Annotated in this window: 12 protein-coding genes; 7 read left to right on the forward strand and 5 right to left on the reverse strand. The window is 57.3% G+C overall.

From position 1 onward, the window contains the following. Positions 1-49: 49 nt before the first annotated feature. Positions 50-1,963 carry an ATP-dependent DNA helicase RecQ gene (locus AB5Z09_RS20370; RefSeq protein WP_368196088.1) on the reverse strand — a complete coding sequence of 638 codons (1,914 nt, stop codon included), beginning with the start codon at positions 1,961-1,963 and terminating at the stop codon, positions 50-52. 355 nt (positions 1,964-2,318) lie between these two features. Between AB5Z09_RS20370 and sstT the strand changes: the two genes are divergently transcribed. Continuing rightward, complete coding sequence (gene sstT / locus AB5Z09_RS20375; RefSeq protein ID WP_005351744.1) at positions 2,319-3,569, forward strand: serine/threonine transporter SstT; 1,251 nt, start codon at positions 2,319-2,321, stop codon at positions 3,567-3,569. A gap of 207 nt (positions 3,570-3,776) precedes the next feature. Next, positions 3,777-4,769, forward strand: a complete 993-nt coding sequence (locus AB5Z09_RS20380) for a hypothetical protein (protein WP_368196089.1) — start codon at positions 3,777-3,779, stop codon at positions 4,767-4,769. Positions 4,770-5,035: 266 nt separating this feature from the next. Here the strand turns inward: AB5Z09_RS20380 and AB5Z09_RS20385 are convergent, their stop codons facing one another. The 3 genes from AB5Z09_RS20385 to pabB form a co-directional block, all read right to left on the reverse strand. Next, a complete protein-coding gene (locus AB5Z09_RS20385) occupies positions 5,036-6,334 on the reverse strand; it encodes a serine/threonine transporter (protein ID WP_106843342.1) in 1,299 nt (432 codons plus the stop codon). 216 nt (positions 6,335-6,550) lie between these two features. Then, complete coding sequence (locus AB5Z09_RS20390; protein WP_005351753.1) at positions 6,551-7,117, reverse strand: CoA pyrophosphatase; 567 nt, start codon at positions 7,115-7,117, stop codon at positions 6,551-6,553. 42 nt (positions 7,118-7,159) lie between these two features. After that, entirely contained in the window at positions 7,160-8,443 is a 1,284-nt protein-coding gene (gene pabB / locus AB5Z09_RS20395; RefSeq protein ID WP_368196117.1) for an aminodeoxychorismate synthase component I, read from the reverse strand. A 294-nt stretch (positions 8,444-8,737) separates the two neighbouring features. Here pabB and AB5Z09_RS20400 point away from each other — a divergent pair, with 294 nt between their 5' ends. Beyond that, entirely contained in the window at positions 8,738-10,264 is a 1,527-nt protein-coding gene (locus AB5Z09_RS20400; protein ID WP_368196090.1) for a fumarate hydratase, read from the forward strand. 201 nt (positions 10,265-10,465) lie between these two features. On the opposite strand, the gene AB5Z09_RS20405 is transcribed toward AB5Z09_RS20400, so the two are convergent. After that, on the reverse strand, positions 10,466-11,044 hold the full coding sequence (locus AB5Z09_RS20405) for an alkylphosphonate utilization protein (protein WP_005333203.1): 579 nt from the start codon (positions 11,042-11,044) through the stop codon (positions 10,466-10,468). A 183-nt stretch (positions 11,045-11,227) separates the two neighbouring features. Between AB5Z09_RS20405 and AB5Z09_RS20410 the strand changes: the two genes are divergently transcribed. From AB5Z09_RS20410 to AB5Z09_RS20425, 4 genes are all read left to right on the forward strand, one after another. Next, positions 11,228-12,448, forward strand: a complete 1,221-nt coding sequence (locus tag AB5Z09_RS20410; RefSeq protein ID WP_368196091.1) for a methyltransferase — start codon at positions 11,228-11,230, stop codon at positions 12,446-12,448. 308 nt (positions 12,449-12,756) lie between these two features. Then, entirely contained in the window at positions 12,757-14,220 is a 1,464-nt protein-coding gene (locus AB5Z09_RS20415) for a chitinase (protein ID WP_368196092.1), read from the forward strand. A gap of 468 nt (positions 14,221-14,688) precedes the next feature. Further along, the gene (locus AB5Z09_RS20420) at positions 14,689-15,075 is read left to right on the forward strand and encodes a GFA family protein (protein ID WP_019445125.1); all 387 of its coding nucleotides are present in this window, start codon (positions 14,689-14,691) and stop codon (positions 15,073-15,075) included. 31 nt (positions 15,076-15,106) lie between these two features. Continuing rightward, entirely contained in the window at positions 15,107-15,715 is a 609-nt protein-coding gene (locus tag AB5Z09_RS20425; protein ID WP_123173033.1) for a histidine phosphatase family protein, read from the forward strand. Positions 15,716-15,813: the final 98 nt, after the last annotated feature.

The raw sequence follows: 15,813 nt of genomic DNA on the forward strand, positions 1-15,813 counted from the left end.
TAAACGCTTGTTTCTGCTGGTGGCTATTGAAGTCACCAGCACTCATCTATCAAGGGTAGGCTTGTTGCACTGCCGCCAGGACGCGGGCAAACGGGTGGGCGGCCAACTGGCCTGCGCCCGCCAGCGATTTGGCCTTGACCCGGCTGGTCAGCGGTGTGGCGATACCGCACAGGAAACGGGCCAAAACACGCGCATCCACGGAACCGGTCTTGGCAATCAGCGGATCGCACCAGGCGCGGATCCCCGCCTCGTTTGGCATGGTCAGTGAGGGCAGGGGCGGGAGATGCGCCACCTCGCCGCGACAAACCGAACAGTGGCCACAATGAACCGGCGCCACCTCATCGGCAAAATAGCGGGCGAGGCGGTGGCTCAGGCACTCACTTGAGGTGAAAAAGTCGAGCATGGCTTGCAGTCTTGCCAGCTCGCTCTGCTCTTTTTGCAGGAACAGGGCGTGCAGGGCTTTTGCTTCCTGCTCGTTGTCCCACCCCTGACGGGTGATCCGGTAGACCTCGGTCATCTGTTTGCTTTCAAGCTCGATCCAGCCTTGCTGCTGCAGGTAGTCGAGCGCCGCAACCGCCCGCTGTCGCTCTCCTTGATAGCCCTGCCAGAGGGCGTCAAAGTCCATGGTGCACCAGCTGCGCGCTTGCGGGGCGCAGGCGAACAGTTGCTCCAGAAACTGGCGACGATCCGGATTGAAGCGACTCACAATCTCGTCTTTATCCAGCACAAACTTGAAGCGATAGTCGGCGTAGTAGCTGTAGGCCGGGGTGATGATGCCTGCCATCTCCAGATAGACCAGCAAGGTTTTAAGGGGCAACTGGCGGATATTGGTGTCGTTGGAGAGACGCAGCAGGGTGAATTCCCACTCGCTCCCGCTCTGCTTGATGATGGCAAGGAGCTGGAGGATGGCACTCAAATCCGGCGTATCGCCGTAGACGAAGTTCTCCAGCACCGGCAGCTGGCTCTGGTTGGCCAGCACAATACAGCGCGATGGCTGGCCATCCCGTCCGGCGCGGCCAATTTCCTGGCTGTAGTTCTCGATGGATTTGGGCAGATCGTAGTGAATGACCCGCCGGATATCTGCTTTGTCGATCCCCATGCCAAAGGCGATGGTGGCGACGATGCAATCCACCTTGCCCGCCATGAAGTCGTGCTGGATCTGACTGCGCAGCGCCGAGTCGAGTCCGGCATGATAGGCGCGGGCGTTGATCCCTTCTCTAATGAGTTGCTCGGCGCAGGCTTCGGCGGTGTGTTGCAAGGTGACGTAGACGATGGTGGGGGCCCTTGGATCGTTGGCCAACTCCTGCGCGAGCCAGCTATCCCGCGCATCGGGCGACCGGGGAATGACTGCCAGATCAAGATTGGGGCGATAGAAACCGGTGACCACGACCCCCTCCGGCGCGATGCCGAATTTGGTCTGCATATCCTGAATAACCGCCGGTGTGGCGGTGGCCGTCAGCAGCAACACCTGCGGGATCTTCAGGTCATGGCGATAGCTCGGCAGCTTGAGGTAGTCGGGGCGAAAGTTGTGGCCCCACTCCGAGATACAGTGCGCCTCATCGACGACCAGCAGCGAGAGCGGCACTTGCTGGATAAAGCGGCGAAAGCGCTCGTTTTTGAGTCGCTCCACCGAGATCATCAGGATCTTGAGCTGGCCATCCAGCGCCTGCTGCATCACTCGTCGGCTCTCCTCCGGGCTCTGGCTCGAGTCGAGGGTAGCGGCGCTTATTCCCTTGCTTTTAAGGAAGGCGAGTTGATCGTGCATCAGCGCCAGCAGCGGCGATATAACCAGGGTCAGGTGAGGCAGGGCGAGGGCAGGCAGTTGATAACAGAGCGACTTGCCGGAGCCGGTGGGAAAGATGGCGGCGGCACTCTGACCTGCCAGCACCCGGCTGATCACCGCCTCCTGACCTAGCCTGAGTGCGGAGAAACCAAAATATTGGTTGAGCAGGGATGTGATCATGGCAAGGCTCCGCGGCAAATGGGGGATGATAGCACAGCGACACCGGTCACGGGTGGCACAGGAATGGTCGTGAGGGTGAGGGCGGAGAGTGTCGATAAAACGTACAAAAATGGGTGGTTGCGCTGTGGTTAAGGTTTTGTTGCAGTTTTTTGTGATGGAAACGGGATATTTTTTGGTGAGTCTCTGGAAAAAAAAGATGGCGAATGGGATATTCCGTCATGCAATCCGGTGACTGGCGGATCGGCCCGACAGAAGGCTGGCCACAGACACCACATTCGGGCGACAGGGGTCTCCCGATGAGTGGTTGCAGACAGGACTCATGATTCATGCACTACGGTGCTTAGGGACTTTTTTGATGACACAACAACACCCCCTCCTTCGGCTGGTCAATAGCACCAGCCTGGTCAGCCAGATCCTGGTTGGTCTGGTATTCGGTATCTTGCTGGCACTGTTTGCGCCCGAGTGGGCGAAAACGGCAGGTCTGCTTGGCAGTCTGTTCGTTGGTGCACTGAAAGCGGTAGCTCCGCTGCTGGTATTCGTACTGGTGATGGCGGCCATCATTGGTCACAAGCAGGGTCAGAAGACCAATATTCGCCCGCTGCTGGCGCTCTACCTGTTTGGTACCTTCTCTGCGGCCGTGGTCGCGGTGATTGCCAGCTTCCTGTTCCCCTCCAACCTCCATCTGGTGGCCAATACTGCCGAGATCACCCCGCCCGGCGGGATCACCGAGGTACTGCAGACCCTGCTGTTCAACGTGGTGACCAACCCGGTCAAGGCGTTGATGGATGCCAACTATATCGGGATCCTTGCGTGGGCCATCGGTCTGGGTATCGCCATGCGCCATGCCAACGAGAGCACCAAGGCGCTCATCACTGACCTGTCTCACGGTGTATCCGCCATCGTGAAAGCGGTGATCCGCTGTGCTCCGCTCGGGATCCTGGGTCTGGTTGCCTCCACTCTGGCAGAGACCGGCTTCGATGCCCTGTTTGGCTATGCTCAACTGCTGGTGGTGCTGATCGGCTGCATGCTGTTTATCGCCTTTGTGGTCAACCCATTGATCGTCTTCTGGAAGATCAAGCGCAACCCCTATCCGCTGGTGCTGACCTGCCTCAAAGAGAGCGGCGTGACCGCCTTCTTTACCCGCAGCTCTGCCGCCAACATTCCGGTCAACATGGCGCTGTGTGAAAAACTGCGCCTGCCCAAAGATACCTACGCGGTCTCCATCCCGCTGGGTGCCACCATCAATATGGCGGGTGCCGCTATCACCATCACTGTGCTCGCCATGGCGGCGGTACATACCCTGGGGATGGAAGTGGACATGGCAACGGCCATTCTGCTCTCCGTGGTCGCCACCATCAGTGCCTGTGGCGCATCCGGTGTCGCCGGTGGTTCCTTGCTGCTGATCCCGCTGGCCTGTAGCCTGTTTGGCATCAGCAATGACATCGCCATGCAGGTGGTAGCAGTCGGCTTTATCATCGGCGTGCTGCAGGATTCTGCCGAGACGGCGCTGAACAGCTCCACCGACGTGCTGTTCACCGCCGCTGCTTGCATGGCCGAAGATGAAACCCTGCTGGAACCTTCCGCGCTGCCCAGCAGCGAGGCGTGAGCCGGTAGCTCGATTTTTCGATTCAGCCCCTCTCTGTGAGGGGCTTTTTATATCAGCGGGCCTAAATGTGTTGAGGAGAGGAGTGCGCAAGAAAACATTCATTTTGATGAAATGTTTGGTTACAAATAGCCGACAGACAGTGCGGGTGCTGCCCCGTTAAAATAGCTGCGGAATAATAAGGTTCAGGCTAAAAAACGAGATTAAATAATGAAAAAAACTACGCTTTCGTGGGCAATTATTGGTGCATTAGGTTTGGTTGGTTGCGGTGGTGGTGGCGGAGATAGTGGTGGTGGTGGTACCACGCCACCGGAGCCGCAACCGAGGGCGCTGCCGGTGGCTGGCGTCTATCTCCCCGTCCTGATGGACGCTCAGGGGCAGTTAATCAACCGTCCGGTCAACGACAGTTATCGTGCGGTCGGTCTTGTCTATCCGGCGTCCACAGAGGGCACGGGTTGGGCGATGAACATTGCTGAGAAAAGAAGTGTCACAGTCAGCACTTATACCTTCCCTCAAGGCTTCTCTTCTCTGAATAAAGGTGAGGGTTACCCACTGACGTTGTCGTTGCTGGTGAACAAAAGCCAACCCAGTACCTTCGACTCGGCTGAGCAAAAGTCCAATACCAATGTCGATGGGTTGGTCAAGGTGGCGTCTGTGCCAGATACGGCGGGAAGCAGCCAGTCACTCTGGGTACTCGATTATCGACCCGTCAAAGCCAAAATCGATTCTGCACTCACTATTCAGAATTGGGGCGGCCAAGTGGCATTGCAGCCGATGGTCACTGCGCCTATCAACGCGGACTCCTGGTACAACCTTGGGGAGAGTGCACTGTTTCAAGATTTCAAAACCGAGCGCAGCAACAATGGTTTGGGGATCAAGCTGACCATCCTGTTTAAAGAAGGGTGTTCTGTAAGCGGTGAGACAGAGGCCAACACTCAAGGTTTGAACAAGCTGACGTTGACTGGTTGGAACAATCGGTCATGCAGTTTCAATACCTTGACAGGGCCTGCTGATATCAAAGAGGGAAAAATTTATGAGGGGCTCTGGGAAAAAAGGATGCGCGAATTTGCCGATCGCAACGCCAGTGTCACTGCATATCTGACCATGAAACCGGGTAGCAATGGTCAGAAAGACACCCTGGTGCTCGGTATTCCGGAAATCACCGGTATCACGCCGTTCCTGTTGGAAGCGCAACCACTCTAATCAGCCAGAGATAGTGCGTGTTTATCAAGAGACGCCAGTCGCTTACCCGACTGGCATTTTTGTTGGTCGAGGTTCGGTGCGAAGCCCTGAAACATCATGATGTGGTTGCCGGATAAGGGTTGTTTCCTTGGTTGTTGTGTGAGTTCAGGTGCTGTGGCTGCAATAACTGCGTGATGAGTGGCAAGACTATTCAGGACGGGACAACGCAATAAAAAAAGCCAGCCGAGTGTTCGGCTGGCTTTTTGCTATCAGCGGCAGGTAGGGGATTAACCGACCAGCTGATAGAGGATGGCGGAGATGGCGATCATGCCCATGGTTGCAACGAAGACGTTGCTGATATGGCCCTGATATTTCGCCATAGCCGGTACGCGCTTGATGGCGTACATCGGCATGATGAACAGGATGGTAGCGATGATCGGGCCGCCCAAGGATTCAATCATGCCCAGGATGGAAGGGTTGGCAATGGCAGTGCCCCACAGGGTCAGGATGAAGAAGGCGATAATGAACATCTCGACTTTCTTGGCGTTCGGCTCTTTGCCGGACTTGCGCATGTTCTGCACTATCATCCCTTTCAGACCTTCACGGGCACCCAGATAGTGGCCGAAGAAGGAGGATACGATGGCTACGAACGCAACCAACGGACCGAAGTAGGAGATGATGGGGCTGGCATGCTGGTTCGCCAGATAGGAGAGCACGGCGATGTTCTGGGCCTTGGCTTCTGCCAGCTGGGCCGGTGTCAGGCTCATGACGCAGGAGAAGACGAAGAACATCACGAAGCCCAGCAGCACCATGGCGGTACGCTTGAGGATGGCATCGGCTTTCTCGACAGCCTGATCGCCGTGGTCGCGGCGCTGGGCCAGGGAGAAGCTGGAGATGGCCGGGCTGTGGTTGAAGGAGAAAACCAGTACCGGGATGGTCAGCCACAGGGTAGTGGCGAAATCCTTGGCAGAGGGCACTTGCTCCAGCGCAGCACCGGTCCAGTCAGGGATCAGGTACAAAGAGATACCGGCCAGAATGGCGATCAACGGATAAACCAGCAGCTCGGTCACTTTCAGCATCAGCTTTTCACCGGCCAGCATTACCGACATCATGCCCATGATCAGCACAATGGAGAGGATCCAGCGCGGTGGGGCACTCATCTGCAGCTGATTGACCATAAAGCTTTCCACGGTGTTGGTGATACCCACGCCATAGATCAGCACGATGGGGTAGATGGCGAAGAAGTAGAGCAGGGTGATTAATTTACCGGCACCCACGCCAAAGTGCTCTTCCACCACTTCGGTGATGTCTGCATTTGGCTTTTTGGAGGAGAGCACGAAGCGGGCCAGACCACGGTGGGCCAGATAGGTCATGGGACCTACCAGCAGCGCCATGACGACCAGCGGCCAGAAACCGCCCATACCCGCGTTGATCGGCAGGAACAGAATCCCCGCGCCAACCGCGGTCCCGAACAGACTGATGACCCAGGTAGAGTCGCGTTTTTCCCAACGAGTGGTTTGAGTAGAGCGGATCCCTTGCTCTGTTGACGCCGCAACTCCCTGCGTGCCAGTGACTGTGTTTGACATCTATCTCACCCCGAATGTGTGGTTCTTATTAAGTCGGCGCAAGGATACGGTTTTTCTAATCAAAAATGTTGATCAAATTCATCTTTACGGCACGAAAAACCGCACTTTCTTATGGAAATGTGATCAAAACAAGAAAAATTCAATTATTGTTTATCAATTGACACGTTATTTTAGTGTTAATGATTAAATCTCGCTCAGCCAAATGTAGGTAAATTGTTATTTTGCAAGATGCTGGGCTAGCTGGTTGATCATGCTGGCGGTAGCCCCCCAGATAAAGTGCTGTTGCCAAGGGATCCAGTAGATGGTGTGCGCTTTCCCCCCTCTGGAAAGGGTCAGGGGGATATGGTTGCGCCGATCCAGTAGATGGGTCAGCGGCACTTCAAAGGCGTGATCCACCTCATCCGGACTCAGGATGAGGGGATAGTTGCCATCGAGCAGCCCCAGCACCGGCAGCACCTCGAATCGTGACACTGTATTGAGGGGGTTGAGGGTGCCGATCACTTCAATCAGTCGGGCCGGAATGCCGAGCTCCTCTTCGGTCTCCCGCAGCGCCGTGGCAATCAGGTTTTCGTCGCCGGGATCCTGTCGCCCGCCGGGGAAGCTGATCTGCCCCCCATGATGACGCAGCCGTGGGCTGCGCCGGGTCAATAACACGCTGAGCCCCTCATCGCGCATCACCACCGGGATCAACACTGCAGCCGGACTGAGCCCGCCGATGGCGAGGCGATGGGCCGGGGCGGGTCGCTGCAACTGGAAGCGGGTCAGCAGTTCGTGGCGATCCATGGCGGGGAGCTCTCCTGTGCGTTGGCCAGACAGTGGGGAGGGTTACAGCGCCGACAGCGGCGGCAGGATGCGGGCGACCTTGTCATAGGTCTCCTGATATTCGCTGTCGGCGTCGGAGTCGGCGATGATGCCGCCACCGGCCCAGCAGTGTAGACGACCCGCTTCGGCGATCAAAGTGCGAATGCAGATGCTGGTATCCATCCGGCCATGCTGGCTGAGATAGCCGATGCTGCCGCAATAGGCATTGCGGCGCTGGGGCTCCAGCTCTTCGATGATCTCCATGGCGCGGATCTTGGGGGCGCCGGTGATGGAGCCACCCGGGAAACAGGCCCGCAGCAGATCGACCCCTTGCCAGCGTGCATCCAGCTCACCATGGATGGTGGAGACCAGATGATGTACCGCCGGAAACGACTCCACCGCAAAGAGATGAGGCACGCTGACCGAGCCAGGCCGGCTGACCCGACCGATGTCGTTGCGCAGCAGATCAACGATCATCAGATTCTCTGATCTGTCCTTGTCCGCCTGTGCCAGCTCCCGCGCGACTTGCCGATCGGTGGCCGGATCGGGGTGGCGAGGGCGAGTGCCTTTGATAGGTTTGGTTTCGATATGGCGGCCATCAAGCAGCAGGAACCGCTCGGGGGAGAGGCTCAGCAGTGCACTGTCCGGCAGGCGGATAAAGGCTGAGAAGGGGGCCTTGTTGGCGGTTGCCAGTAGGCAATAGGCCTGCCACTCATCCCCCTGATAGGGGGCGCTGAAACGCTGGGTCAGGTTGATCTGGTAGCAATCCCCCGCGGCAAGGTATTCCTGAATGTGGGCAAACTTCTCGCCATACTCGGCGCGGCTCATATTGCTCTGCCACGACCCCTGCAAGGCAAAGGCAGGGGCCGGTTTGGCCTGTTGCTGTGCAAGCCAGGCCAGCCGGTTGGCAAGGCCAGCTTCATCCCCCCAGTGCACCAGCTGCCAGTCGCCGGTCGCCACATTGCGCAGCAGTGCCCAGTCGTAGATGCCCACCGCCATGTCCGGCACCGCGATATCGGCGGCGGCCTGCACCGGCAGTCGCTCGAAGCGGCGGCCCAGATCATAGCCAAACAGGCCGAGGGCGCCGCCAATAAAGGGCAGGTGAGTGGCGCACAGTTCCAGCTCCCCCAGCAACTGTTGCTGGGTATGGGCCAGCAGGGCGAGGGGATCTTCGTGGTGTTTGCTGATATTCGCCCCGACACGCAGAGTGGTCACCTCGCCACGGGTTTCGAGGGTCGCCAGCGGATCGGCAGTGATGATATCAAAGCCGTTATCGGCACCGAGTGGTCCCGCCGATTCCAGCAACATGGCCCACGGCTGATGTTGCAGGCGGGCAAAAAGCTGATGGAGTTCAGCACTATGGTCTAGATGATGGATATGAAGTGTTGGCGTCATTTTATGTTACACAGGCAACAGTTTGGTTCCCGAACCCTAGTCGGTGCTGGTGGGCAAGCGTATCATAGGTGTCGGTGACTTAAGAAAAAACTGCCGTGTCGTTCGTTTTTTGTTGGTTGATAGTTTTTAGCCAGCACGTCAGCACGGCCCATCATATGGAAGCCCTTGCCCTGCTCTGTGGCAGAGACAAGGACCAGTGAGGATGATATGAGCATTATAAAAAAACAGGATTTCATCGATTCTATCGCAGATGCCCTCCAGTACATCTCCTATTACCACCCGTTGGATTTTGTTCAGGCTGCCAAAGCGGCGTATGACCGCGAGGCCAACCCGGCCGCCAAAGATGCGCTGGCCCAGATCCTGATCAACTCCCGCATGTCCGCCGAAGGTCATCGCCCGCTCTGCCAGGACACCGGTATCGTGACCTGTTTCGTCAAGATTGGCATGCAAGTCCAGTGGGACAGTGACATGACGGTGCAGGAGATGGTGGACGAAGGGACCCGTAGTGCCTACACCAATCCTGACAACCCGCTGCGCGCCTCCGTGCTGGCCGATCCGGCCGGCAGTCGCAAAAACACCAAAGACAACGCCCCTGCCGTGGTGCATATCGACATGATCCCCGGCAACAAGGTGGAAGTGAGCATCGCGGCCAAAGGCGGCGGCTCCGAGAACAAATCCAAGATGGTGATGCTCAATCCCTCTGACGATATCGTCGAGTGGGTGCTGAAAACCGTGCCGACCATGGGCGCAGGCTGGTGCCCCCCCGGCATGCTGGGCATCGGCATCGGTGGTACTGCCGAGAAAGCGGCGGTGCTGGCCAAAGAGGCCCTGATGGAGCACATCGACATTCAGGAGCTGATCGCCCGTGGCCCGCAAACCACCGAAGAGAAGCTGCGGGTCGAGCTCTACGACAAGGTCAACAAGCTGGGGATCGGTGCCCAGGGGCTGGGCGGCCTCACTACCGTGCTGGATGTGAAGGTGAAATCTGCGCCGACTCACGCCGCCTCCAAGCCGGTGGTGATGATCCCCAACTGCGCCGCGACCCGTCACGTTCATTTCGAGCTGGATGGTTCAGGCCCCGCCGAACTGACTCCGCCGAAACTGAGCGACTGGCCGGAGATCACCCGTGAAGCGGGTGGCAACGTGCGCCGCGTCAACGTCGATGGCATCACCAAGGCCGAGCTGGCCAGCTGGAAGAGCGGTGATACCGTACTGCTGTCAGGCAAGATCCTTACCGGCCGCGACGCTGCCCACAAGCGTATCGCCGACATGCTGGCCCGTGGCGAAGGGCTGCCGGAAGGGGTCGATTTCACCAACCGCTTTATCTATTACGTTGGCCCGGTCGATGCGGTGCGCGACGAAGTAGTTGGCCCGGCTGGCCCCACCACCTCCACCCGGATGGACAAGTTCACCGACATGATGCTGGGTGAAACCGGCCTGATCGGCATGATCGGCAAATCCGAGCGTGGCCCGAAAACCGTCGAGAGCATCAAGCAGCACAAGGCCGTCTATCTGATGGCGGTGGGCGGCGCCGCCTATCTGGTGGCCAAGGCTATCAAGAAGGCGCGCGTGGTGGCCTTTGCCGATCTCGGCATGGAAGCGATCTACGAGTTTGAAGTGGAAGATATGCCGGTGACTGTTGCGGTCGACTCCGAAGGCAACAATATCCACGAAACCGGCCCGGCCTACTGGTCGGCCAAGATTGCCGAGCTGGATGGCAAGCTCTCCTCCTGAGTGACCGTTTTCGCTGCCGGTTAACGGTATCGGCCCTGTAAAGAAGGCGCGTCCATCCGGATGCGCCTTTTTGCTTTGGCTGGCCTTATGGGCTCAGGTTTGTCGTTTGTGGCAAGCAGGCATAAAAAAGGATGGCGTGACACCATCCTTTTTCGTCGTGCTTGTGCTCTGGCAGTAGACAGCCGAGCAATCGCCCCTGGCTTAGGCCTTTTTCAGGTAGGCAGCAACCAGTACGATCTGCACGCCGTTGACCTTGCCTTCGATATGAAGAGGGTTGTTGGTCAGACGGATGCCCTTGACCAGGGTGCCGCGCTTGGCGGTGAAACCGGCGCCTTTCACGTCCAGATCCTTGATCAGGGTGACGGAGTCGCCCTCTTGCAGCACGGCGCCGTTGGAGTCAACAGTCGGTACGCTGTCATCATCTTCGTCAGCAATACCAGCTTCAGCCCAGGCCTTGGCTTCGTCTTCCATGTACATCATGTCCAGCAGATCCTGAGCCCACACTTCACCCTTGCCGGAGAGTGCTTTCAGCTGGCGCCATGCCATCACCTGCACCGCAGGCACCTGGCTCCACATGCTGTCACTCAGGCAACGCCAGTGGTTGACCACCAGGGTATCCGGTTGTTCCAGCTGACCACGGCAGGTGTCACAGATAGCAACGCTGTGATCATCGTCGCTGGCGGGGGAGTGAGGCACCACGAAGGCGGTCAGCGCCTGCTCGGCGCTGCACAGTTCACACTTGGCGCCCGCGCGCGCTTGCAGAATGGCGTTGATGGTCATGTTGTTGGTCCCATAGCTAGTGTAAAGCGACCCGCGTTGGGCGGGGCGCGTGAAAGAGGGGGCGGAATATAGCATAAAACCCCGCACTTTGTCAGGTCTGCCCTGGGTCACAGGGTTGGCGGTGCTGTTGTGCGGCACAGATCGTCAGGTATTGAGAGTGCAATTTGAAGCGGGATCGCTAGAATGAGCCTCCTTTTTGACTGCAAGGTAGGGGCATTCGTGCTGGCTCAACGTTTTCAACAACTGGATCGACTGCTCACCCGCTACAAACGCTGGTGGCAGTATCAGCCATATCATCATCTGACCATGGCCTTTGCCGATGAGGCGCCCGAACTGGCGGCGTTGCTCAATGGGCTGACGCTCGGCCAGTTGGCAGAGCTCGATGCGGATATGGATGCCCTCAGCAGTCTTCTTGCCCCCTGGATTGCCGAGGGCGCCGAGCTGCAGCAACTCAGTCAGCTTGCCCCATTTACCTCGGAGCCCATCACTTGCAGCAAGGAAATGGCGCTGCATATGCCGGGGCGCAAGCAGGCCCAGATCGAGTCGTTCACCGCCTGTCTGCCTGCCCATCAGGGCCCCTATCTGGAGTGGTGTGCTGGCAAGGGCCACCTTGGGCGGCTGGTGTCACTTCATCGACAGGCTCCGATCCTCAGTCTGGAGTTGCAAGATCAGCTTTGTGACGAAGGTCGGCTGCTGGCCGAGCGGGATGGCGCCAATATGACCTTTACCTGCGCCGATGCCTTTGCCCCCGAGTCGGCGGCGCTGATCGCCCCCGAACATCACGCTATGGCACTCCATGCCTGCGGCGAGCTGCACACCCATCTGCTGGAGCGGGTGGCCGAGCGCTGTGCCCGCGGCGTGACCATCTCTCCCTGTTGTTACCACCTGATCCGTACCAGCCACTATCGCCCGCTGTCAGCCGCGGCCAGCGCCAGCGAGCTGGTGTTGAGCAAGGCGGATCTCAAGTTGCCGCTACAGGAGACGGTGACTGGCGGTGCGCGGATCGCCCGCCTGCGCGAGCAGGAAGTGGTGTGGCGGCTCGGGTTTGACTGCCTGCAGCGTCAGGTGCGCGGGGTGGATGAGTATCTGCCGGTGCCCAATATGCAAAAGAGCCTGCTGACCGGCACCTTCGAGGCATTCTGCGTTTGGGCTTCCGAGCGCAAAGGGATTGTGTTGCCCGCCGGGCTGGACTACCCCGCCTGGTTGGAGCACGGGGAGCGCCGCTTTGGTGATGTCGCCCGCATGGAGCTGGTGCGTCATTTGTTTCGCCGTCCCCTCGAGATCTGGCTGGCGCTGGATCGCGCGCTCTTTTTGCAAGAGCAGGGCTATCGGGTCGAAGTGGGGGAGTTCTGTGCCAAACCCATGACCCCGCGCAATATCCTGATCCGTGCCGTGCGTGTCTGACATCCGGCTATTTTGAGCATTTTTCTTGAACATTGATGATGGCTGACAGCTTGAGCTTGTCAGCCATTTTTTTTCATCACGAACAATGACCGTATGGCAGGCCACCTTGCCGTCTCGACTGTTCTAAAAATGGGCGAAAGATCACGCTACGGCGTCTTCGTTTGGGTTCTTTTTCTTTGTTTCAGCTGCACTGAATATCACAAGGTGAAATGGCTCACAAATTCTGCTTATTTCTTAATTCTCATCGTGAATTTAGTTGTTGAAACACCTACTCTTGGAACGCATTAATTCAAACAAGGACGATAAACATGCTCAAACCCAAGCGTTGTGCCTGGCTAATCGCTGCCGCCTGCGCATTGCCAAGCTATGCCGCAATGAGTGCAGCCATGAATATTCAACCCGATCCGCAAAATGCGGGAGGATATGTGATTGCGGCCCCGGATCTGGCAGCCATGGAAAAAGCCAAGACGGCTAATCCCATGTATGCAATATGGGCCAAGGCATTGGCGACCCGGTCAAATAAAATCGTTGATGCCATTGAACCGGGTCTGGCAAGCAATCCTGACAACGTAAAACGTGTTGAACGGGTATTTCCCCAATCTGAATGGGAATATTTAACCCAGATGGCAGCGCCGGAATATACTTATGTCCGCTTCTTGCGAGCCATCGGTAAATTCCCTGCGTTCTGTGGCGAATATACTGACGGGCGTGATTCTGATGCGATCTGTAAAAAATCCATCGTGACCGCCTTTGCCCACTTCTCTCAGGAGACCGGTGGCCATATTGCCAAGGAGAACGTCTCCGATAACCCGCTGGGGCTGGAGGAGTGGCAACAGGCGCTGGTGCATGTGCGGGAGATGGGCTGGTCAGAGGGACAGACCGGCTACACCACAGGCTGCGGCCAGAACGACTGGCAGAACAAGAAGTGGCCCTGCAGCACGGGTCAGGGGTATTTCGGCCGCGGCGCCAAGCAGCTTTCTTACCACTTCAACTACGGCGCCTTCTCCGAGGCGATGTTTGATGGCGATGCCTCCGTGCTGCTCAACAACCCGGGGCTGGTGGCGGACTCCTGGCTTAACCTCGCTTCTGCCATCTGGTTTTTCCTCACCCCGCAGGCCCCGAAACCGGCCATGCTGCACGTGATTGATCGTACCTGGGTACCCTCCAAACGGGAAGCTGACGCCGGTATCGGCTATGGCTTCGGTACCACCATCAACGTCATCAACGGCGGCATCGAGTGTGGCGAGCAGAACAAGGACAAGGGGCAGCCGGTCAATCGCATCCGCTACTGGGAAGGGCTGGCCAACCACTACCAGATCCCGATCAAGGCGGATGAGAAGAACACCTGCTGGCAGCAGACTCCCTATGGCAGCCTCAATCTTAACGGCGCTACCGACGTGCTCTACACCAACTGGGATGGCAACTGGAAATACTATCCGGATCGCCCAGGCGGCTACTCCTTCGAGTGCGAGCTGGTGGGCTTCCAGACCGCCTACTCGGCGCTGGTGCCAGGCGATTACCAGAAATGCGTGACCAACTTCTACGGCTCCCACGCCAACTGGCCGAAAGTGCGGGTCGTAGACAAACTGACCCCGCCGCCGGTCGATCCGAGTGACCCCCCCATCGGTGGCAACCCGGCTTGGGAAGCGACCAAGGTCTACACCGCGGGCAGCAAGGTGAGTTACAAGGGTGCCGTCTATCAGGCCAAATGGTGGACACAGGGGGATGATCCCGCCAAAGGCGGCCCCTGGGTTGTAGTTCCTGCCAAATAAGATGGCGTAATTTAACTCCCAAAGAGGAGAGGGCGGATAACTCCTTCTCCTCGTTAATTATCAACAGTGCATTACTGAATATTATCTTGTATTTTCAATGGTTCTTATGTTCTAACTGATAAGGTGAGTTTCTATCTGAAAACTGAAATGAAATAGTGTTGAATCAAAGTTAAGAATAAAATTTATATTCAGGTTCGTTAGCCCCCATAAACTAGCGTCTTATGATGAGTGTAGTGCGCTACTTGCGAATTCATTTTCCACCATAAAATGAAACATCTCATAGCGAATATGAGGAGTATCTTCTCTATTGGTAAACTGTCATTTATCACCTGAAATGGTGAGGTCTTGCTATATCACTCAGCTTTATCTCGGTACATTGTCGCTTATTCCCTTGAGAAAATAGATGTAAACGGCCGGTTTATATTGGTAATCTCTTTGGCTTGTGCAACATTGCAACGAGGGGGCGAGATGAAGGGGGGTTGTCATTGCGGGGCGATCCGTTATGAGATGCTGACTGCACCTTTTGCGGCCGATTTTTGTCACTGTCGGGATTGCCAGCGCACCACGGGGGCACCGGTCGGGGCCTGGATGGACTTTCACGCCGAACAGGTGCAGTGGTTATGCGGCAAACCGACCGAGTATGCGTCTTCAGATTTTATCCGACGGGGATTTTGCGCCGAGTGTGGCTCCACCCTCACGTATCGCAGCACCCAGTACCCTGACTATCTCACGTTGGCTATCGCCTCTCTCGATAATCCAGAGGCTGTTGCGCCAACCTATCACATCCATACCGACAGCCAGCTGCCTTGGTTGTCGATCCAGGACGAGCATCCCCGTTATCGCAAAGGGAAGTAAAACCAAGGTAGCCCCAACAAGGGAGGTTGACATGGAGCTGGTAGTTATCCGCCATGGCGAGACGCAGGCCAATGCGGAAGGGCGTTATCAGGGCGCGTTGGATATCGGGCTCAATGACGATGGCGTGCACCAGATCTCTAGTCTGGCTGAGAAGGTGGCTGTGGCACAGCAGCCGTTTGATCGGTTGCTGGCATCTCCTCTGCTTCGAACAAGGGAGAGCGCTGCCATCTTGTCTCGCCAGTTGGGATTGCCTGTGGAGCTTGTGCCAGCCTTTCGTGAGCGGGATGTCGGTCAGTTTGAAGGGCTGACGCAGGTAGAGGCAAGAACACGCTATCCCGAACTGTGGGCGCGCAATATCACCCGGCGCTGGGCTGAAGCTCCTCCCGGTGGTGAAACCATTGATGAGGTGATTGCCCGAGTCTCGCAGGGACTCACGGAACTTGCTTCGACCATGCAAGGGGAGCGGATACTACTGGTGGCGCATGGTGTCGTCGCCAAGGTGATCCGCGCCGTAACGATTGCCGGATTTGATGACTTCTTCGAGTGGCAATTGCCCAACGGCGGCATGCTGTCGGTGAGGCTCTCTCTGGCTGATGGTGGTCCACTGCGCTTTAGCCGTCCTCTTGATGGTGGTGATTGAAGAGTGCACCAAAGGCAGAACGAATAAAGCAGCGCTACTGAAGAGAGTCGCGCTGCTTTATTGTGTTCGCTGCGGTTGGCTATCTCTGCAGGCACAGG

It is taken from the genome of Aeromonas sp. R2-2, from assembly GCF_040908355.1.
GTDB classification, from domain to species: domain Bacteria; phylum Pseudomonadota; class Gammaproteobacteria; order Enterobacterales; family Aeromonadaceae; genus Aeromonas; species Aeromonas veronii.